Raw genomic sequence first — 17,532 nt, 5'->3', positions numbered from 1 at the left:
AGATTTTTCCTTTTCTCGCTGCCGTTACTGGCGGAAGGGGAAGTTGAAGGCCTTGAGCAATGCCCTGGCTTCGTCGTCCGTCTTCGCAGTCGTACAAACGATGACGTCCATGCCCCAGATCTGATCAACCTTGTCGTAGTTGATCTCCGGGAACACGATGTGTTCCTTGATGCCCATGGCATAGTTGCCACGGCCATCGAAGCTCTTCGGATTGAGTCCGCGGAAGTCGCGGACGCGCGGCAGCGCGATGTTCACGAGGCGGTCGAGGAACTCGTACATGCGTTCCTTGCGCAGCGTGACCTTGGCGCCGATCGGCATCTTTTCGCGGACCTTGAAGCCGGCGATCGAGTTGCGCGCGTGGGTGACGACGGCCTTCTGGCCGGCGATCAGCGCAAGATCTTCCGCCGCGATCGAAGGCTTCTTCGAATCGCCGGTCGCTTCGCCGACGCCCATGTTCAGCACGATCTTGTCGATGCGCGGAACCTGCATCTCGTTCTCGTAGCCGAACTGCTCCTGCAGCGCCTTGCGGATGGTCTCGTTGTAGACCTGCTTGAGGCGCGGCGTGTTCTGGGCAGTCGCCTGCTTGGTTTGAGCCTTAGCCATTGATGACTTCTCCCGAGCGCTTGGCGACGCGCACCTTCTTGCCGTCCTTCTGGAAGATGAAGCCGACACGGGTCGGCTTGCCATCCTTGGGGTCGGCCAGCGCGATGTTCGACAGCTGGATCGGCGCTTCCTTGGTGATGATCCCGCCCTCTTGGGACTGGGACTGCTTCTGGTGACGACGGATCATGTTGACGCCGCGCACCAGCGCGGTGTCTTCCTTCGGCTGTACCGAGAGGACTTCGCCCGAACGGCCCTTGTCCTTGCCGGCCAGCACGACGACCTTGTCGCCTTTTCTAATCTTCTGCATTGGTCCGGCTCCTTACAGCACTTCAGGCGCGAGCGAGATGATCTTCATGTGGTTCTTGGCGCGGAGTTCGCGCGGAACCGGTCCAAAGATACGCGTGCCGATCGGCTCTTTCTTGTTGTCGACGAGAACGGCCGCGTTCTTGTCGAAACGGATCACGCTGCCGTCCGGGCGGCGGATGTCCTTGGCCGTGCGAACCACGACCGCCTTCATCACATCGCCCTTCTTGACGCGGCCGCGCGGGATGGCTTCCTTGATCGACACCACGATGATGTCGCCCACGGAAGCGTATTTCCGCTTCGAGCCGCCCAGCACCTTGATGCACATGACACGACGGGCGCCGGAATTATCCGCGACGTCGAGGTTTGTTTGCATCTGAATCATGACTGGCCGCCTTCTTCTCTTCTAACGGGACGGGCGCAAAGCCCCTCCCCGGTCTGTCCAAAATTCGTTGTTTACGCCTGGTCCGAAGACACGACGGTCCAGCGCTTGTCCTTGGAAATCGGCTTCGATTCCTGGATGAACACCTGATCGCCGACCTTGTGGGCGTTGTTCTCGTCGTGCGCCTTGTACTTCTTGGTCATGCGCACGGTCTTCTTCATCACGGGATGCGTGAAGCGCCGTTCGACCTTGACGACAACCGTCTTCTCGTTTTTGTCGCTGACGACGGTGCCCTGCAGAATGCGCTTTGGCATGGTTTTCGTCCTTAAGCCTTCTTAGCCGCGGATTTTTCCGCAGCGATGGTCTTGATACGCGCAATGTCCTTGCGGACCTGCCTCACGCGCGCGGTCTTCTCGAGCTGGCCGGTGGCCTTCTGGAAGCGCAGGTTGAACTGCTCCTTCTTCAGGCTGGCCAACTCGTCGGTCAGCTGGTCCTGGGTCTTGGTCCGGATGTCTTCGGCTTTCATGATCAGCCCGTCCTTATTCTGCGATGCGCTGTACGAAGCGCGTCCTGACCGAGAGCTTGGCCGCGCCGAGACGCAGCGCCTCACGGGCGGTTTCCTCATTGACGCCGTCGATCTCGAACATGATCCGGCCAGGCTTGACGCGCGCCGCCCAGTAATCGACCGCGCCCTTGCCCTTGCCCATGCGGACTTCCGTCGGCTTCGACGTCACCGGCACGTCCGGGAAGATACGGATCCAGACGCGGCCGGCGCGCTTCATCTCGCGGGTGATCGCGCGGCGGGCCGCCTCGATCTCACGCGCAGTGACGCGGTTCGGCTCAAGCGCCTTCAGCCCGAAACCGCCGAAATCCAGATTGGTGCCACCCTTGGCGGCACCATGGATACGACCCTTGAACTGCTTGCGGAACTTTGTGCGCTTTGGCTGCAGCATCGTTCTAACTCCAAATTCTCAACTGTCTCAGGCGTTTTCGCGACGGCGACCGCGTTCGCGCTCACCACCACCGCCATGCGCATGATCGCCCTCGGTGGCGCGGCGCTCCGAAGCCATCGGGTCGTGCTCGAGGATTTCGCCCTTGAACACCCAGACCTTGACACCGCAGATGCCGTAGGCGGTGTGTGCTTCGGCCGTGCCGTAGTCGACGTCAGCGCGCAGCGTATGCAGCGGCACGCGACCTTCGCGATACCATTCCATGCGCGCGATCTCGGCGCCGCCGAGACGGCCGGCGCAGTTGATGCGGATGCCTTCGGCACCGAGGCGCATCGCCGACTGCACGGCGCGCTTCATGGCGCGGCGGAACGCGATACGGCGCTCGAGCTGCTGGGCGATCGACTGGGCGACCAGCGTCGCGTCGATCTCCGGCTTACGCACTTCGACGATGTTCAAATGCGTCTCGGACTTCGTCATCTCCATCAGCTTCCTGCGAAGCTTCTCGATGTCGGCGCCCTTCTTGCCGATGATCAGGCCCGGACGCGCCGCATGGATGGTGACGCGGCACTTCTTGTGCGGACGCTCGATCACGACCTTCGAAATCGCAGCCTGCTTGAGTTCCTTCTCAAGATACTTGCGGATCTTGATGTCCTCGTGCAGCAGCTTGCCGTACTCGCCGGTGTTGGCGAACCAGCGCGAATCCCAGGTGCGGTTGATGCCGAGACGCAGACCGATCGGATTGATTTTCTGGCCCATTATGCGGCCTCCACTTTTTCTTCGACTTCACGAACGACGATCGTGAGGTGCGAGAACGGCTTCTCGATACGGCTGGCGCGGCCACGGCCACGGGCATGGAACCGCTTCATGACGATCGACTTGCCGACATAGGCTTCCGCCACGATCAGCGCATCGACGTCGAGGTCGTGGTTGTTTTCCGCGTTGGCGATCGCCGATTCCAGCGTCTTCTTGACCGTGCCGGAAATCCGCTTGGCCGAGAATTCGAGATCGGAAAGCGCTGTCGCGACCTTCTTGCCGCGGATCAGCGCGGCAACCAGGTTCAGCTTCTGCGGGCTGATACGGATCGTGCGCAACACGGCGCGCGCTTCGTTGTCAGCAAGCCTGCGCGGAGCTTTGGCCTTGCCCATGATTATTTCCTCTTCGCCTTCTTATCCGCGCCGTGACCGTAATAGGTCCGGGTCGGAGCGAATTCACCGAACTTGTGACCGACCATGTCCTCGTTCACCGAAACGGGAACGTGCTTCTGGCCGTTGTAGACACCGAAGGTGAAGCCGACGAACTGCGGCAGGATGGTGGAGCGACGGCTCCACATCTTGATCACCTCATTGCGACCACCTTCACGAACCTTGTCCACCTTCTTGAGAAGGTAGCCGTCGATGAAGGGGCCTTTCCAAATCGAACGAGTCACTTGGCGTTACCTCTTCTTAGCTCTTGCGCTGATGGCGCGAGCGCAGGATGAACTTGTCGGTCGCCTTATTGGACCGCGTCTTCTTGCCCTTGGTCGGCTTGCCCCAAGGCGAAACCGGATGGCGGCCACCCGAGGTGCGGCCTTCGCCGCCGCCGTGCGGATGGTCGACCGGGTTCATGGTCACGCCGCGATTGTGCGGACGTTTTCCCCGCCACACCGTGCGGCCTGCCTTGCCGTCATTGATGTTGCCGTGGTCCGGGTTGGACACGGCGCCGACAGTGGCCATGCACGAGCCGTGGACGACACGCTGCTCGCCGGAGTTGAGGCGCAGGATCGCCATGCCCTGGTCACGGCCGACGAGCTGGGCATAACCGCCAGCCGAACGGGCAACCTGGGCGCCTTTGCCCGGCTTCAGCTCGATGTTGTGGACGATCGTGCCGACCGGCATCGAGGCCAGCGGCATCGCATTGCCCGGCTTCACGTCGACCGCTTCGCCGGCCACGATCTTGTCGCCGGCAGCAAGGCGCTGCGGAGCGATGATGTAGGACAGCTCGCCATCGTCATACTTGATCAGCGCGATGAAGGCGCTGCGGTTCGGATCGTATTCGATACGCTCGACCGTGCCGACAATGTCGAACTTGCGGCGCTTGAAGTCGATGATGCGGTACGTACGCTTGTGACCGCCGCCGATGAAGCGGGCGGTGATGCGGCCGTAATTGTTGCGGCCGCCCGATTTGGTCAGGCCCTGGGTCAGGCCCTTGACGGGCTTGCCCTTGTAGAGGCCCGAGCGGTCGACGATGACCAGCTGGCGGGTGCTCGGCGTTATCGGGTTGAATTTTTTCAGTGCCATGTCTGTTGTCCTCGCGGTCTTGCTCAGAGACCCGTCGCGACGTCGATCGACTGGCCGTCGGCCAGCGTCACAATCGCCTTCTTGACGTCGCTCTGGCGGCCGATCGTGCCGCGGAAGCGCTTGATCTTGCCCTTGCGGACAAGCGTGTTCACGGCCATCACCTTGACGCCGAACAGCGCTTCGACGGCAGCCTTGATTTCCGGCTTCGACGCCTTCTTGGCGACGTTGAAGACGACCTGGTTCTGCTCGGAAGCCATGGTCGACTTTTCGGTGATCGCCGGCGAGACGATCACGTCGTAGTGACGAAGGTCGGTCATTTGAAGCGCTCCTCGAGAGCCTCGACGGCGGCCTTCGAAAGGACCAGCGTGCCGCGGCGCAGAATGTCGTAGACGTTGATGCCCTGGATGGGCAGCACGTCAATGTTCGGGATGTTCGTCGCCGCCAGCTTAAAATTCTTGTCGAGCTCGGCGCCGCCGATCAGCAGGGCGTTGGACAGGCCCAGCGTCGCGAAATTCGCGATCAGCGCCTTGGTCTTGGCCTCAGTCAGCATCAACTCATCAATGATGATGAGCGAGGCGCTCTTGGCCTTGGCCGAGAGAGCATGCTTGAGGCCCAGCGCACGCACCTTCTTCGGCAAATCGTGCTCGTGGCTGCGGACGACCGGGCCGTGGGCCTTGCCGCCGCCGCGGAACTGCGGAGCGCGTGCCGAATGGTGACGGGCGCGGCCCGTACCCTTCTGCTTGTACATCTTGGCGCCGGTGCGGGAGATCTCGGCGCGACCCTTGGTCTTGTGCGTGCCCTGCTGCTTCTTGGCAAGCTGCCAGCGCACGACGCGCTGCAGGATGTCCTCGCGCGGATCAAGGCCGAAAATCTCCTCGGAGAGTTTCACCTTGCCGGCGTCCTTGCCGCCAAGCGTTGTGATCTTGATGTCCATTATTCCGCTCCCTCTGTGGCCGGGGCATCTGCTGTGGCCGGGGCATCGTTCTTGGCGCCATCACTGGTTGCAATGGCGCGGATTGCGGCAGGCTTCGGCGCATTGGCCGGCAGCGCAACCTTGGCTGCGTCACGGACCAGGATCCAGGCGCCCTTCGAACCGGGAACCGCGCCGCGGATCAGGATCAGACCGCGATCGGCATCGGTCGAGACGACCTCGACATTCTGCGTGGTGACGCGGGTGTCACCCATGTGGCCGGCCATATGCTTGCCCTTGAACACCTTGCCCGGGTCCTGGCGCTGGCCGGTCGAGCCGTGCGTACGGTGCGAGACCGAGTTGCCGTGGGTCGCGCGGCCGCCGCCCATGTGGTGCCGCTTGATGACGCCCTGGAAACCCTTGCCGATCGTGGTTCCCGTCACATCGACCTTCTGGCCGACGACGAAATGATCGACGGTAATCTCGGCGCCGACATCGATCATGTTGTCGGCGGAGACGCGGAACTCGGCAACCTTGGCCTTCGGCTCGACGGAAGCGGTCGCGAAATGGCCGCGCATCGCCTTCGACGTGTTCTTCACCTTGGCAAGGCCAACGCCGAGCTGGACGGCGGTATAGCCGTTCTTCTCCTGCGTGCGCTGCGCCACGACCTGGCAGTTCTCCATCTGGAGAACGGTGACGGGAACATGTTCCCCGGCATCGTTGTAGATGCGGGTCATTCCCACCTTCTTTGCAATCACACCTGAACGCATCGGTTCATTCCTTTAGAGTTCCCTGTCGGGGCTTTCGCCCCTCCACGCCTCTTGTTCCTTCAGAGTTCCCTGTCGGGGCTTGTCGCCCCTCCACGCCTCTTGTTCCTTCAGAGTTCCGAGTCGCCCCGCCGCTCTGGTTCCTTAGAGCTTGATCTCGACGTCGACACCGGCGGCAAGATCGAGCTTCATCAAAGCGTCGACCGTCTGCGGGGTCGGATCGACAATGTCGAGCAGACGCTTGTGCGTGCGCATCTCGAACTGCTCGCGGCTCTTCTTGTCGACGTGAGGCGACCGGTTGACCGTGAACTTTTCGATCCGCGTCGGCAGCGGAATGGGGCCGCGGACGTTGGCGCCGGTGCGCTTGGCCGTCGACACGATTTCCCGCGTCGATGCGTCAAGCACCCGGTGATCAAACGCCTTCAGGCGGATGCGGATATTCTGTCCGTTCATGCGTCACTTCCTTGTTCTGGCGCGGCGCGGGCAGCGCCCGCGACAGATCGGTTTAAGTCCAAATTACTCTTTGATGGTGACGACGATGCCGGCACCGACGGTGCGGCCGCCTTCACGGATGGCGAAGCGCAGCTTCTCTTCCATGGCGATCGGCACGATCAGCTCGACATCGACGGTGATGTTGTCGCCCGGCATCACCATCTCGGTGCCTTCCGGCAGCGACACGATGCCGGTCACGTCGGTCGTGCGGAAGTAGAACTGCGGCCGGTAGTTGGTGAAGAACGGCGTGTGACGGCCGCCCTCGTCCTTGGTCAGGATGTAGGCCTCGGCGACGAACTTCTTGTGCGGCTTGACCGTGCCCGGCTTGGCCAGAACCTGGCCGCGCTCGACACCTTCACGGTCGACACCGCGCAGCAGCGCGCCGATGTTGTCGCCGGCCTGGCCCTGGTCGAGCAGCTTGCGGAACATCTCGACGCCGGTGCAGGTCGTCTTGGTGGTCGGACGGATGCCGACGATCTCCAACTCCTCGCCGACCTTGACCACGCCGCGCTCGACGCGGCCGGTCACAACCGTGCCACGACCAGAGATCGAGAACACGTCCTCGATCGGCATCAGGAACGGCTTGTCGAGCGGGCGAACCGGCGTCGGGATGTAGTCGTCGACCGCAGCCATCAATTCGCGGATCGAATCCTCGCCGATCTTCTTGTCGGAATCTTCCAAAGCCGCAAGCGCCGACCCCTTGACGATCGGAATGTCGTCGCCGGGGAACTCGTTCTTGGTCAACAGCTCGCGCACCTCAAGCTCGACCAGTTCGAGCAGCTCGGCGTCGTCGACCTGGTCGACCTTGTTCAAGAACACCACGATCGACGGCACGCCGACCTGACGGGCCAGCAGGATGTGCTCGCGGGTCTGCGGCATCGGGCCGTCGGCGGCCGACACGACCAGGATCGCGCCGTCCATCTGCGCAGCACCGGTGATCATGTTCTTGACGTAGTCGGCGTGGCCGGGGCAGTCGACATGGGCGTAGTGGCGGTTGGCCGTCTCGTATTCGACATGCGCCGTCGAGATGGTGATGCCGCGCGCCTTCTCCTCGGGCGCCGCATCGATCTGGTCGTAGCGCTTGTATTCGCCAAAATACTTGGTGATCGCCGCCGTCAGCGACGTCTTGCCATGATCGACATGGCCAATCGTGCCGATGTTCACATGAGGCTTTGTACGCTCGAATTTACCTTTTGCCATGTGATCTCTCCATTCCTGCTCGCCCGTGCGGGCTTTGAATTAAGTTAGCGATCCAACCCGTTGGGGTTACGCGTATTTCTTTTGGACTTCCTGAGCGACCGCGGTGGGGACCGGCTCGTAGTGATCGAACTGCATCGTGTAAGCCGCGCGGCCCTGGCTCATCGAGCGCAAATTGTCGACGTATTTGAACATGTTGGCGAGCGGCACCATGGCGTTGACAACCACCGCAACGCCGCGCGATTCCTGGCCCTGAATCTGGCCGCGACGGCCGTTCAGATCACCGATGACGCTGCCGACATAATCTTCCGGCGTCACCACTTCGACCTTCATGATCGGCTCGAGCAGCTGCACGCCAAGTTTGGGCGCCGCTTCACGGAAGCAGGCACGGCCGGCAATTTCGAAGGCGAGCACCGAGGAGTCGACATCATGGTAGGCGCCGTCGATCAGCGTCGCCTTGACGCCGATCATCGGGAAGCCGGCGAACGGGCCAGAGGTCATGACGCTGTTGATGCCCTTTTCGACACCGGGGATGTACTCCTTCGGCACAGCGCCGCCGACGATCTTGGATTCGAACAGGAATTCGCTGCTTTCCGGGTTTGGCTCGAACAGGATCTTGACACGGGCGAACTGGCCGGTGCCGCCGGTCTGCTTCTTGTGGGTGTAGTCCTGCTCGTGCCTGCGGGTGATCGTCTCGCGATAGGCCACCTGCGGCGCGCCGACATTGGCCTCGACCTTGAACTCGCGACGCATGCGGTCGACGATGATGTCGAGGTGGAGTTCGCCCATGCCGGAGATGATCGTCTGGCCGCTTTCCTCGTCGGTCTTGACGCGGAAGGACGGGTCCTCGGCGGCCAGGCGATGCAGCGCAAGGCCCATCTTCTCCTGGTCGTTCTTGGTCTTCGGCTCGATCGCGATCTGGATGACCGGATCGGGGAATTCCATGCGCTCGAGGATGACCGGATGCAGCGGATCGCAGAGCGTGTCGCCAGTCGTCGTGTCCTTGAGGCCGGCCAAAGCAACGATGTCGCCGGCGAAAGCCTCTTCGACGTCAGCGCGCGAATTCGCATGCATCTGCAGCATGCGGCCGATGCGCTCCTTCTTGCCCTTCACCGTATTGTCGACCGAGATGCCCTTGGTGAGCTTGCCCGAATAGATGCGGGCAAAGGTGAGCGAGCCGACGAACGGGTCGTTCATGATCTTGAAGGCGAGCATCGACAGCGGCTCGCTGTCGTCGGCGTGACGCTCGATCTCGGCGTCGGTCTTGGCGTCGACGCCCTTGATGGCCGGAACGTCGGCCGGCGACGGCAGATATTCGACGACTGCGTCGAGCAGCGGCTGCACGCCCTTGTTCTTGAAGGCCGAGCCGCAGAACATCGGATAAAACTTCACCGCGATGGTGCCCTTGCGGATCAGGGCGCGGATCTCGTCATTGCTGGGCATCTTGCCTTCGAGGTAATTCTCGAGCGCCGTCTCGTCCATTTCGACGGCGGCCTCGATCATCTTCTCGCGATATTCTTCGGCACGTGCCCTAAGGTCGTCCGGGATCTCGACGACGTCCCAGGCGGCGCCCAGCGTCTCGTCGCGCCAGACCAGCGCGTTCATCTCGACGAGATCGACGACACCCTTGAACTCGGTCTCGGCGCCGATCGGCAGCTGCATGACGACAGCCTGCGCACCGAGGCGCGAGCCGATCATTTCGACCGAGCGATAAAAATCCGCGCCGATCTTGTCCATCTTGTTGCAGAAGATCATGCGCGGCACGCGGTACTTGTCGGCCTGGCGCCAGACGGTCTCCGTCTGCGGCTCGACACCAGCGTTGGCGTCGAGCAGCGCAATGGCGCCGTCGAGCACGCGCAGCGAACGCTCGACCTCGATGGTGAAGTCGACGTGGCCGGGAGTGTCGATGATGTTGAAGCGGTGCATCTTGCCGTCACGAGCCTTCCAGAAGGTCGTGGTCGCGGCGGACGTGATGGTGATGCCGCGTTCCTGCTCCTGCTCCATCCAGTCCATGGTGGCAGCGCCGTCATGGACTTCGCCGATCTTGTGCGACTTGCCCGTGTAGTAGAGGACGCGCTCGGTGGTCGTCGTCTTGCCGGCGTCGATATGCGCCATGATACCGAAATTGCGGTAGTCTTCGATTTTATATTCGCGGGCCATGGGAGGTGCCTCTTCAGTCTCGTTCGCGCTTTACCAGCGGTAGTGCGCGAAGGCGCGGTTGGCTTCTGCCATCTTGTGGGTGTCTTCACGCTTCTTGACGGCGGTGCCGCGGTTGTTGGCCGCGTCCATCAGCTCGCCGGAGAGGCGGTCGACCATCGTGGTCTCGTTGCGGTTGCGGGCGGCGGCGATCAGCCAGCGGATGGCCAGCGCCTGACGGCGCTCGGGGCGCACGTCGACCGGAACCTGATAGGTGGCGCCGCCGACGCGGCGCGAACGCACTTCCACATGCGGCGCGACATTGTCGAGCGCCTGATGGAAGACGGTGACCGGCTCCTGCTTGGTCTTGGACTGGACCTGGTCGAGCGCGCCGTAGACGATGGTCTCGGCAACCGACTTCTTGCCGTCATACATGACGGCGTTCATGAACTTGGTGACGATCAGATCGCCGAACTTCGGGTCCGGATTGATCTCACGCTTTTCTGCACTGTGACGACGGGACATTTTTTCTCTGCCTCAATTCTGCGTGGTGGCCTGGATCCCGGATCGTCGCCTGGCGCCGTCCGGGATGACCTTGGCTACGCTTCGGTCACTTCGGACGCTTGGCGCCGTATTTCGAACGGCGCTGCTTGCGGTTCTTCACACCCTGCGTGTCGAGCACGCCGCGGATGATATGGTAGCGGACGCCCGGAAGATCCTTGACGCGACCGCCGCGGATCATCACCACCGAGTGCTCCTGAAGGTTGTGGCCTTCGCCGGGGATGTAGCCGATCACTTCAAAACCATTGGTCAGGCGGATCTTGGCCACCTTGCGCAGCGCCGAGTTCGGCTTCTTCGGCGTCGTTGTATAGACGCGCGTGCAAACGCCCCGCTTCTGCGGGTTCTGCTGCATGGCCGGGACCTTGTTGCGCTTCACCGGCGCAATGCGCGGCTTGCGGATCAGCTGGTTGACGGTAGGCATTAAACCCTCTTGTCTCTCAATTCCGTGTCTCGCCCGGTCAGGGCCGCTCAAAGCGTCATTTCCATACGCAAAGTCGGGCCACAAACCGCGCCTCGCGGTCTTGCCCGAACAAATGGCAGAGGAAGCGGAAACCGCTTCATGCACGCCGGAAATGTCTTTTCGCTCGTAAAACGAACCCTGTTTGAGGCAAACTCCAAAGCGTGTCGCTTCGGAAGGGAGAGCCTCACATCGGTTCTGACTGGGCGGCTTCTACTCGCAAGCCTGTTGCCCGTCAACCCCGGAGCACCAAATATTACGCTGAAACCGAGGCTTGGCAGCCATGCGAAAAGCGCATGTAATTTTCTTTCGCCATTTTGCAAGAGCAAGGAAGAAAGTGACCGGCCGTCGGCTGTTGCATAGCCACGCTTCATGCGAAAAAGCGACATGAACAGCGCAAATCCCCTCGCCCGGAGGAATCGGCCCGTGAACGACAATGATGAGCGCCCGGTCACCATCATCACCGGCCGGGCGTGGAAAAGAAAGGGCGGCAAGCCGGAAGGCGTCCACCTCATGCTGGTCGCGCCCGACGACGATTCGGCGGTGCGCCGGGCGCTCGAATCACTCGCGGCCGAAGGCTACGCCGAGGCTGAGCTCGACCAGATCGGCGACCTCGACGGCGTGCCCGACGAAGAGCCGCATTTGTCGGCCTATCAGGGCGCGCTCGAAGGCGAAGTGTCGATCGTCACCTTCGACGTGCCGCTGTGACCAGCCATGTCCCTGGCCGTCGCGGTTTGGGGCCGTCGCGGTCTGGCACTGCTTGCCCGGCATCGGTTCTCTGCTAAGAACCAAGCGCAATATCAACCTGCGGAGTTCCCATGTCCCTGAATAGCGGTCCCATCAAGCTCGGCATCGTCGGCGTGGGAAAGATTGTTCGCGACCAGCACCTGCCGGCCCTGGCCAAGGACCGCGACTACCTGCTCACCGCCGCCGCCAGCCGGCACGGCAAGGTGGACGGGATCGCGAATTTTCCTGATATCGAGGCGATGCTCGACGCCGTGCCGGAACTCGAGGCCGTATCGCTCTGCATGCCGCCGCAGTTCCGCTACGACGCCGCGCGGACGGCGCTGGAAGCAAAAAAGCATGTTTTTCTGGAAAAGCCACCCGGCGCCACGGTCAGCGAGGTCGAGGATTTGAAAGCACTGGCGGCGGCAAACGGCGTCTCGCTGTTCGCCAGCTGGCATTCGCGCTATGCGCCGGCGGTGGAAGCGGCGCGCGCATTTTTAGGCTCGACCACGATCAGGTCGGCTGCCATCAACTGGAAGGAGGACGTGCGCCGCTGGCATCCGAACCAGGACTGGATCTGGGCTCCAGGCGGCTTCGGCGTGTTTGATCCCGGCATCAACGCGCTGTCGATCGCGACCCACATATTGCCGGCGATGTTCATCAGCTCGGCGATCCTCGACTTTCCCGAGAACCGCGCCGCCCCGATCGCCGCGCACATCGCTTTCCGCACCTCGAACGGCTTGCCGGTGGCGATGGAGCTCGACTGGCGCCAGACCGGCCCGCAAAGCTGGGACATCCTGGCCGAGACGGACAAGGGCGCGATGGTGCTTTCTGGCGGCGGCGCAAAACTCGCGGTCGACGGCCGCGTCGTTCACGACGAGCCGGAAGCCGAATATCCGATGCTCTACAAGCGCTTCGCAGAGATCGTGCGCGCCGGCGTTTCCGACGTCGATCTCGCTCCGCTCCAACATGCCGCCGACGCCTTCATGCTCGGCAAGCGCAATGTGGTGGAAGCGTTTTTCGATTGACGCGTACAATGCGGCAATGAACGACCCGCCTGCCCAGCGTTGGTAGTTGGCGAAAGCGGAAGCGCCATACAATCTCCCCCTTGGGATCCCTCAAGGCAGGCTGTCGCAAGCCGAGGCTTTCGCTCTACGATGTACCCCCACCCCTAACCCCTCCCCACAAGGGGGAGGGAGACTTCCGCTGGCGCTGACCTTGGCAACTTGCCTGCCTTCGGCGCCAAAGGGGAGAAATAAAGGCGCGCGGCAGCGTTCCCTCCCTCTTGTGGGGAGGGTTAGGGTGGGGGTCCTCTTCGCAAGAATCCCCCAACTTCAGCATATAAAAAAGCCGCCGGGTTGCCCCGACGGCTTTGTTGCCTGAGATCTGTACCCGCCGCGCTTACTGCGCGGCGGAAGCCATGTCGGTCAGCATCGGATCGGCGACCTCGACGCCCGACGCCTTGCGGCGCTCGTCGATGATCAGCTCGTCGCGCGAGGTGGCGATGCGCCGGATCTGGCTCATCGTGCCGCCGGTGCCGGCCGGGATCAGACGGCCGACGATGACGTTTTCCTTCAGCCCCTGCAGCATGTCCGTCTTGCCGGCAACCGCCGCTTCGGTCAGCACCCTGGTCGTCTCCTGGAAGGAGGCGGCCGAGATGAAGGACGGCGTCTGCAGCGAGGCCTTGGTGATGCCCAACAGCACCGGCTGGCCTTCGGCCGGCTTCTTGCCGTCCTCGACCAGGCGCTCGTTGACCTCTTCCAGCTCGATCACGTCGACGTGGTCGCCCGGAATGTAGGTCGAGTCGCCCTGCGCAGTGATCTCGACCTTCTGCAGCATCTGGCGAACGATCACCTCGATGTGCTTGTCGTTGATCGAAACGCCCTGCAGACGGTAGACCTCCTGGATCTCGTTGACGAGGTAGGAGGCAAGCGCCTCCACGCCCTTGATCGCCAGGATGTCGTGCGGCGCCGGATTGCCGTCGAGGATGTAGTCGCCCTTCTCGATGACGTCGCCGTCCTGGAGATGGAACGGCTTGCCCTTCGGGATCAGGTATTCGACCGGCTCAAGCGTCGAGTCATGCGGCTCGATGATGATGCGTCGCTTGTTCTTGTAGTCGCGGCCGAAGCGGATCGTGCCATCGATCTCGGCGATGATGGCGTGATCCTTCGGACGGCGTGCCTCGAACAGTTCGGCAACACGCGGCAGACCACCGGTGATGTCCTTGGTCTTGGCGCTTTCCATCGGGATACGCGCCAGCACGTCGCCGGGGCGAACCTGTGCACCCGGCTCGACCGAAAGAATGGCCTCGACCGAGAGCAGGAAGCGAGCGTCGCCGCCCTTCGACAGTTTGCCGACCTTGCCCTTGGCGTCCTGGACGACGATCGCCGGCTTGAGGTCGTTGCCGCGCGGCGTCGAACGCCAGTCGATGACCTCGCGCTTGGTGATGCCGGTCGATTCGTCGGCCGTTTCCTGGACGGAAATGCCGTCGACCAGATCCTCGAACGCCACCTTGCCCTCGATTTCGGTGAGCACCGGGCGGGTATAGGGATCCCACTCGGCGATGCGCTGGCCGCGCTTCACCTTGTCGCCATCGTCCACGAAGATGCGCGAACCATAGGTGAGACGGTGCGTGGCGCGCTCCTTGCCGGCCTCGTCGAGGATCAGCACGGCCATGTTGCGGCCCATGACCATCTGCTGGCCGTCGGAGTTGCGCACCACGTTGCGGTTGCGGATCTCGACCTTGCCCTCATACGAGGCTTCAAGGAACGACGAGTCCACCACCTGCGCCGTGCCGCCCATGTGGAAGGTACGCATGGTGAGCTGGGTGCCCGGCTCGCCGATCGACTGCGCCGCGATGACGCCGACAGCCTCGCCCTGGTTGACCGGGGTGCCGCGGGCCAGATCGCGTCCGTAGCAGACCGCGCAGACACCGACCCTGACGTCGCAGGTCAGCGCCGAGCGGATGCGGACCGACTGGACGCCGGCCTTTTCGATCTGCTCGACGTCGCGTTCGTCCATCAGGGTTCCGGCCTTGACCAGAACCTCACCCGACACCGGATGTGTGATGTCGTCGAGCGCCGTGCGGCCGAGAACGCGCTGGCCGACGGAAGCGACGACCTGGCCGGCATCGACGATCGGCTGCATGGTAAGGCCCTTGTCGGTGCCGCAGTCGACGGAGTTGACGATGCAGTCCTGCGCCACGTCGACCAGACGACGGGTGAGGTAACCCGAGTTCGCCGTCTTCAAGGCGGTGTCGGCCAGACCCTTGCGGGCGCCGTGGGTCGAGTTGAAATACTCGAGCACGGTCAGGCCTTCCTTGAAGTTGGAGATGATCGGCGTCTCGATGATCTCGCCGCTCGGCTTGGCCATCAGGCCGCGCATACCGGCAAGCTGGCGCATCTGGGTGGGCGAGCCGCGCGCACCGGAGTGCGACATCATGTAGATCGAGTTCATCGGCTTTTGACGGCCATTGTCCTCGAACTCGACCGCCTTGATGCGGGCCATCATCTCGTCGGCGACCTTTTCCGAGCACTTGGCCCAGGCGTCGACGACCTTGTTGTACTTCTCGCCCTGGGTGATCAGGCCGTCATTATACTGCTGCTCGTATTCCTTGGCCAAGGCCTCGGTGTCGGAAACCAGCTTGATCTTGGCATCCGGGATCAGCATGTCGTCCTTGCCGAACGAAATGCCGGCGCGGCAGGCGTGGCTGAAGCCGAGGGCCATGATGCGATCGCAGAAAATGACCGTCTCCTTCTGACCGCAATGGCGGTAGACGGTGTCGATCATCTTGGAGATGTTCTTCTTGGTCATCTCCTGGTTGGCGGTCTCGTACGGCACATTGACGTTCTTCGGCAGAAGCTCGCCGATGATCATGCGGCCGGGCGTGGTGTCGTAGATCTTCGACACGACCTTGCCGTCCGCATCGACCGAGCGGAAGCGGCCCTTGATCTTGGAGTGCAGCGTCACCGCCTTGGTCTCGAGCGCGTGCTGGAGTTCGCCCATGTCGGCAAACACCATGCCCTCGCCCGGCTCGTTCTGGTTGACGATCGAGAGATAGTAGAGACCCAGAACCATGTCCTGCGACGGCACTATGATCGGCGCGCCGGAAGCCGGGTGCAGGATGTTGTTGGTCGACATCATCAGCACGCGGGCTTCAAGCTGTGCTTCCAGCGACAGCGGCACGTGAACCGCCATCTGGTCGCCGTCGAAATCGGCGTTGAAGGCCGTGCAGACCAGCGGGTGAAGCTGGATCGCCTTGCCTTCGATCAGGATCGGCTCGAACGCCTGGATGCCGAGGCGGTGCAGCGTCGGCGCACGGTTCAGAAGCACCGGATGCTCGCGAATAACCTCGTCGAGGATATCCCAGACCTCCGGACGCTCCTTCTCGACCAGCTTCTTCGCCTGCTTGACGGTCGAGGAATAACCCTTGGCGTCGAGACGGGCATAGATGAAGGGCTTGAACAGTTCGAGCGCCATCTTCTTCGGCAGGCCGCACTGGTGCAGCTTGAGCTCCGGACCGGTCACGATGACCGAGCGGCCGGAATAGTCGACGCGCTTGCCGAGCAGGTTCTGGCGGAACCGGCCCTGCTTGCCCTTCAGCATGTCGGACAGCGACTTCAACGGACGCTTGTTGGCGCCGGTGATGACGCGGCCGCGACGGCCGTTGTCGAACAGCGCGTCGACGGCTTCCTGCAGCATGCGCTTTTCATTGCGCACGATGATGCCGGGCGCGCGCAGCTCGATCAGCCGCTTCAGACGGTTGTTGCGGTTAATGACGCGGCGATAGAGATCGTTGAGATCGGACGTCGCGAAGCGGCCGCCGTCCAGGGGAACCAGCGGACGCAGGTCCGGCGGGATCACCGGCACCACCTTCATGATCATCCATTCCGGACGGTTGCCGGACTCCATGAAGTTCTCGACGACCTTGAGCCGCTTCAGATACTTCTTCTGCTTGAGCTCGGACGTGGTCGAAGCCAGCTCCGAACGCAGGTCGCCGGCGATCTTCTCCAGGTCCATGCCGGCCAGAAGGTCGTGGATGGCCTCGGCGCCGATCATGGCGGTGAACGAATCCTCGCCATATTCGTCGACGGCCATCATGTACTCTTCCTCGCTGAGAAGCTGGTGCTCCTTCAGCGCGGTCAGGCCGGGCTCGGTGACGATGTAGTTCTCGAAGTAGAGAACGCGCTCGATGTCCTTCAGCGTCATGTCGAGCAGCGTGCCGATACGCGACGGCAGCGACTTCAGGAACCAGATATGGGCGACCGGCGCGGCCAGCTCGATATGGCCCATGCGCTCGCGACGGACGCGCGACAGCGTGACTTCGACGCCGCACTTCTCGCAGATGACGCCCTTGTACTTCATGCGCTTGTACTTGCCGCACAGGCATTCGTAGTCCTTGATCGGACCGAAAATGCGCGCGCAGAACAGGCCGTCGCGCTCCGGCTTGAAAGTGCGGTAGTTGATGGTCTCCGGCTTCTTGATCTCGCCGAACGACCAGGACAGAATCTTCTCAGGGCTGGCGAGCGAAATCCGGATGGAATCGAACACCTGTGCAGGCGCCTGGGGATTGAAGAGATTCATGACCTCTTGGTTCATGCCGTTCTCCTTTTCGGGGTCATCGAAAACCCCTTGCATCTAGCGCGGGCCAAACGCCCGCCGACTTGGTCGACCATCGGTCGAAAAAACTCTTGTTTGAGCATGATCTTGGCCGAAAACCGGTAACCACTTTTCGGGATCATGCTCGGCGTCCGGCCGCGGGGAACCGCGACC

General features: G+C 62.4%; 21 protein-coding genes. 2 read left to right on the top strand and 19 right to left on the bottom strand.

Going from position 1 to position 17,532, the window contains the following annotated elements; genetic code table 11:
- Positions 1-24: 24 nt before the first annotated feature.
- The 18 genes from rplE to rpsL all read right to left on the bottom strand — a co-directional run bounded on the left by rplE (position 25) and on the right by rpsL (position 10,998).
- Complete coding sequence (gene rplE / locus AC0L2R_RS02500) at positions 25-603, bottom strand: 50S ribosomal protein L5 (protein ID WP_023799287.1); 579 nt, start codon at positions 601-603, stop codon at positions 25-27.
- Positions 596-910: a 50S ribosomal protein L24 gene (rplX, locus tag AC0L2R_RS02495; RefSeq protein ID WP_013531428.1), complete on the bottom strand. Its 315-nt coding sequence runs from the start codon at positions 908-910 to the stop codon at positions 596-598. Before rplX ends, rplE begins: the two co-directional genes overlap by 8 nt.
- Before the next feature lie 12 nt (positions 911-922).
- Entirely contained in the window at positions 923-1,291 is a 369-nt protein-coding gene (gene rplN / locus AC0L2R_RS02490) for a 50S ribosomal protein L14 (protein ID WP_006205457.1), read from the bottom strand.
- Between the two features lie 71 nt (positions 1,292-1,362).
- Complete coding sequence (gene rpsQ / locus AC0L2R_RS02485; protein WP_023799288.1) at positions 1,363-1,602, bottom strand: 30S ribosomal protein S17; 240 nt, start codon at positions 1,600-1,602, stop codon at positions 1,363-1,365.
- A gap of 11 nt (positions 1,603-1,613) precedes the next feature.
- On the bottom strand, positions 1,614-1,814 hold the full coding sequence (rpmC, locus tag AC0L2R_RS02480; RefSeq protein WP_023799289.1) for a 50S ribosomal protein L29: 201 nt from the start codon (positions 1,812-1,814) through the stop codon (positions 1,614-1,616).
- Positions 1,815-1,827: 13 nt separating this feature from the next.
- Positions 1,828-2,241, bottom strand: a complete 414-nt coding sequence (rplP, locus tag AC0L2R_RS02475; protein ID WP_023799290.1) for a 50S ribosomal protein L16 — start codon at positions 2,239-2,241, stop codon at positions 1,828-1,830.
- A 27-nt stretch (positions 2,242-2,268) separates the two neighbouring features.
- Positions 2,269-2,994, bottom strand: a complete 726-nt coding sequence (gene rpsC, locus AC0L2R_RS02470; protein WP_023799291.1) for a 30S ribosomal protein S3 — start codon at positions 2,992-2,994, stop codon at positions 2,269-2,271.
- Entirely contained in the window at positions 2,994-3,383 is a 390-nt protein-coding gene (rplV, locus tag AC0L2R_RS02465) for a 50S ribosomal protein L22 (RefSeq protein ID WP_023799292.1), read from the bottom strand. Before rplV ends, rpsC begins: the two co-directional genes overlap by 1 nt.
- Before the next feature lie 2 nt (positions 3,384-3,385).
- Complete coding sequence (gene rpsS, locus AC0L2R_RS02460) at positions 3,386-3,664, bottom strand: 30S ribosomal protein S19 (protein WP_006205463.1); 279 nt, start codon at positions 3,662-3,664, stop codon at positions 3,386-3,388.
- A gap of 16 nt (positions 3,665-3,680) precedes the next feature.
- The gene (gene rplB, locus AC0L2R_RS02455) at positions 3,681-4,514 is read right to left on the bottom strand and encodes a 50S ribosomal protein L2 (protein WP_027154041.1); all 834 of its coding nucleotides are present in this window, start codon (positions 4,512-4,514) and stop codon (positions 3,681-3,683) included.
- 23 nt (positions 4,515-4,537) lie between these two features.
- Entirely contained in the window at positions 4,538-4,831 is a 294-nt protein-coding gene (locus tag AC0L2R_RS02450; RefSeq protein WP_010909275.1) for a 50S ribosomal protein L23, read from the bottom strand.
- Entirely contained in the window at positions 4,828-5,448 is a 621-nt protein-coding gene (rplD, locus tag AC0L2R_RS02445) for a 50S ribosomal protein L4 (RefSeq protein WP_287178498.1), read from the bottom strand. Before rplD ends, AC0L2R_RS02450 begins: the two co-directional genes overlap by 4 nt.
- Entirely contained in the window at positions 5,448-6,194 is a 747-nt protein-coding gene (rplC, locus tag AC0L2R_RS02440; protein WP_077377556.1) for a 50S ribosomal protein L3, read from the bottom strand. Before rplC ends, rplD begins: the two co-directional genes overlap by 1 nt.
- Before the next feature lie 141 nt (positions 6,195-6,335).
- Positions 6,336-6,644, bottom strand: a complete 309-nt coding sequence (rpsJ, locus tag AC0L2R_RS02435; protein WP_006205468.1) for a 30S ribosomal protein S10 — start codon at positions 6,642-6,644, stop codon at positions 6,336-6,338.
- Positions 6,645-6,707: 63 nt separating this feature from the next.
- Positions 6,708-7,883 (bottom strand): elongation factor Tu, encoded by a 1,176-nt coding sequence (gene tuf, locus AC0L2R_RS02430; protein WP_091591201.1) that lies wholly within the window; start codon positions 7,881-7,883, stop codon positions 6,708-6,710.
- A gap of 66 nt (positions 7,884-7,949) precedes the next feature.
- Positions 7,950-10,040 (bottom strand): elongation factor G, encoded by a 2,091-nt coding sequence (fusA, locus tag AC0L2R_RS02425; RefSeq protein WP_128186830.1) that lies wholly within the window; start codon positions 10,038-10,040, stop codon positions 7,950-7,952.
- 30 nt (positions 10,041-10,070) lie between these two features.
- The gene (gene rpsG / locus AC0L2R_RS02420; protein WP_008875664.1) at positions 10,071-10,541 is read right to left on the bottom strand and encodes a 30S ribosomal protein S7; all 471 of its coding nucleotides are present in this window, start codon (positions 10,539-10,541) and stop codon (positions 10,071-10,073) included.
- An 85-nt stretch (positions 10,542-10,626) separates the two neighbouring features.
- On the bottom strand, positions 10,627-10,998 hold the full coding sequence (gene rpsL, locus AC0L2R_RS02415; RefSeq protein WP_006333356.1) for a 30S ribosomal protein S12: 372 nt from the start codon (positions 10,996-10,998) through the stop codon (positions 10,627-10,629).
- Between the two features lie 462 nt (positions 10,999-11,460).
- Here rpsL and AC0L2R_RS02410 point away from each other — a divergent pair, with 462 nt between their 5' ends.
- Positions 11,461-11,742 carry a hypothetical protein gene (locus AC0L2R_RS02410; protein WP_023798115.1) on the top strand — a complete coding sequence of 94 codons (282 nt, stop codon included), beginning with the start codon at positions 11,461-11,463 and terminating at the stop codon, positions 11,740-11,742.
- A gap of 110 nt (positions 11,743-11,852) precedes the next feature.
- The gene (locus AC0L2R_RS02405; protein WP_473507618.1) at positions 11,853-12,788 is read left to right on the top strand and encodes a Gfo/Idh/MocA family protein; all 936 of its coding nucleotides are present in this window, start codon (positions 11,853-11,855) and stop codon (positions 12,786-12,788) included.
- A 373-nt stretch (positions 12,789-13,161) separates the two neighbouring features.
- Here the strand turns inward: AC0L2R_RS02405 and rpoC are convergent, their stop codons facing one another.
- Positions 13,162-17,358 (bottom strand): DNA-directed RNA polymerase subunit beta', encoded by a 4,197-nt coding sequence (gene rpoC, locus AC0L2R_RS02400; protein ID WP_128177802.1) that lies wholly within the window; start codon positions 17,356-17,358, stop codon positions 13,162-13,164.
- Between the last annotated feature and the right edge of the window lie 174 nt (positions 17,359-17,532).

It is taken from the genome of Mesorhizobium sp. WSM4820 (assembly GCF_055811075.1).
Note: the sequence above shows the minus strand (reverse complement) of the source record. Positions and strands in the feature narration are given on the sequence as shown.

Coding starts and splice junctions, on each gene's coding strand:
- rpsQ (WP_023799288.1), bottom strand. CDS start 1,602: ATGCCAAAGCGCATTCTGCAGGGCACCGTCGTCAGCGACAAAAACGAG.
- rplD (WP_287178498.1), bottom strand. CDS start 5,448: ATGGACATCAAGATCACAACGCTTGGCGGCAAGGACGCCGGCAAGGTG.
- rpmC (WP_023799289.1), bottom strand. CDS start 1,814: ATGAAAGCCGAAGACATCCGGACCAAGACCCAGGACCAGCTGACCGAC.
- rplX (WP_013531428.1), bottom strand. CDS start 910: ATGCAGAAGATTAGAAAAGGCGACAAGGTCGTCGTGCTGGCCGGCAAG.
- tuf (WP_091591201.1), bottom strand. CDS start 7,883: ATGGCAAAAGGTAAATTCGAGCGTACAAAGCCTCATGTGAACATCGGC.
- rpsJ (WP_006205468.1), bottom strand. CDS start 6,644: ATGAACGGACAGAATATCCGCATCCGCCTGAAGGCGTTTGATCACCGG.
- rpsL (WP_006333356.1), bottom strand. CDS start 10,998: ATGCCTACCGTCAACCAGCTGATCCGCAAGCCGCGCATTGCGCCGGTG.
- rplP (WP_023799290.1), bottom strand. CDS start 2,241: ATGCTGCAGCCAAAGCGCACAAAGTTCCGCAAGCAGTTCAAGGGTCGT.
- rplV (WP_023799292.1), bottom strand. CDS start 3,383: ATGGGCAAGGCCAAAGCTCCGCGCAGGCTTGCTGACAACGAAGCGCGC.
- AC0L2R_RS02450 (WP_010909275.1), bottom strand. CDS start 4,831: ATGACCGACCTTCGTCACTACGACGTGATCGTCTCGCCGGCGATCACC.
- rpoC (WP_128177802.1), bottom strand. CDS start 17,358: ATGAACCAAGAGGTCATGAATCTCTTCAATCCCCAGGCGCCTGCACAG.
- AC0L2R_RS02405 (WP_473507618.1), top strand. CDS start 11,853: ATGTCCCTGAATAGCGGTCCCATCAAGCTCGGCATCGTCGGCGTGGGA.
- rpsG (WP_008875664.1), bottom strand. CDS start 10,541: ATGTCCCGTCGTCACAGTGCAGAAAAGCGTGAGATCAATCCGGACCCG.
- rplE (WP_023799287.1), bottom strand. CDS start 603: ATGGCTAAGGCTCAAACCAAGCAGGCGACTGCCCAGAACACGCCGCGC.
- rplC (WP_077377556.1), bottom strand. CDS start 6,194: ATGCGTTCAGGTGTGATTGCAAAGAAGGTGGGAATGACCCGCATCTAC.
- rplN (WP_006205457.1), bottom strand. CDS start 1,291: ATGATTCAGATGCAAACAAACCTCGACGTCGCGGATAATTCCGGCGCC.
- fusA (WP_128186830.1), bottom strand. CDS start 10,040: ATGGCCCGCGAATATAAAATCGAAGACTACCGCAATTTCGGTATCATG.
- rplB (WP_027154041.1), bottom strand. CDS start 4,514: ATGGCACTGAAAAAATTCAACCCGATAACGCCGAGCACCCGCCAGCTG.
- rpsC (WP_023799291.1), bottom strand. CDS start 2,994: ATGGGCCAGAAAATCAATCCGATCGGTCTGCGTCTCGGCATCAACCGC.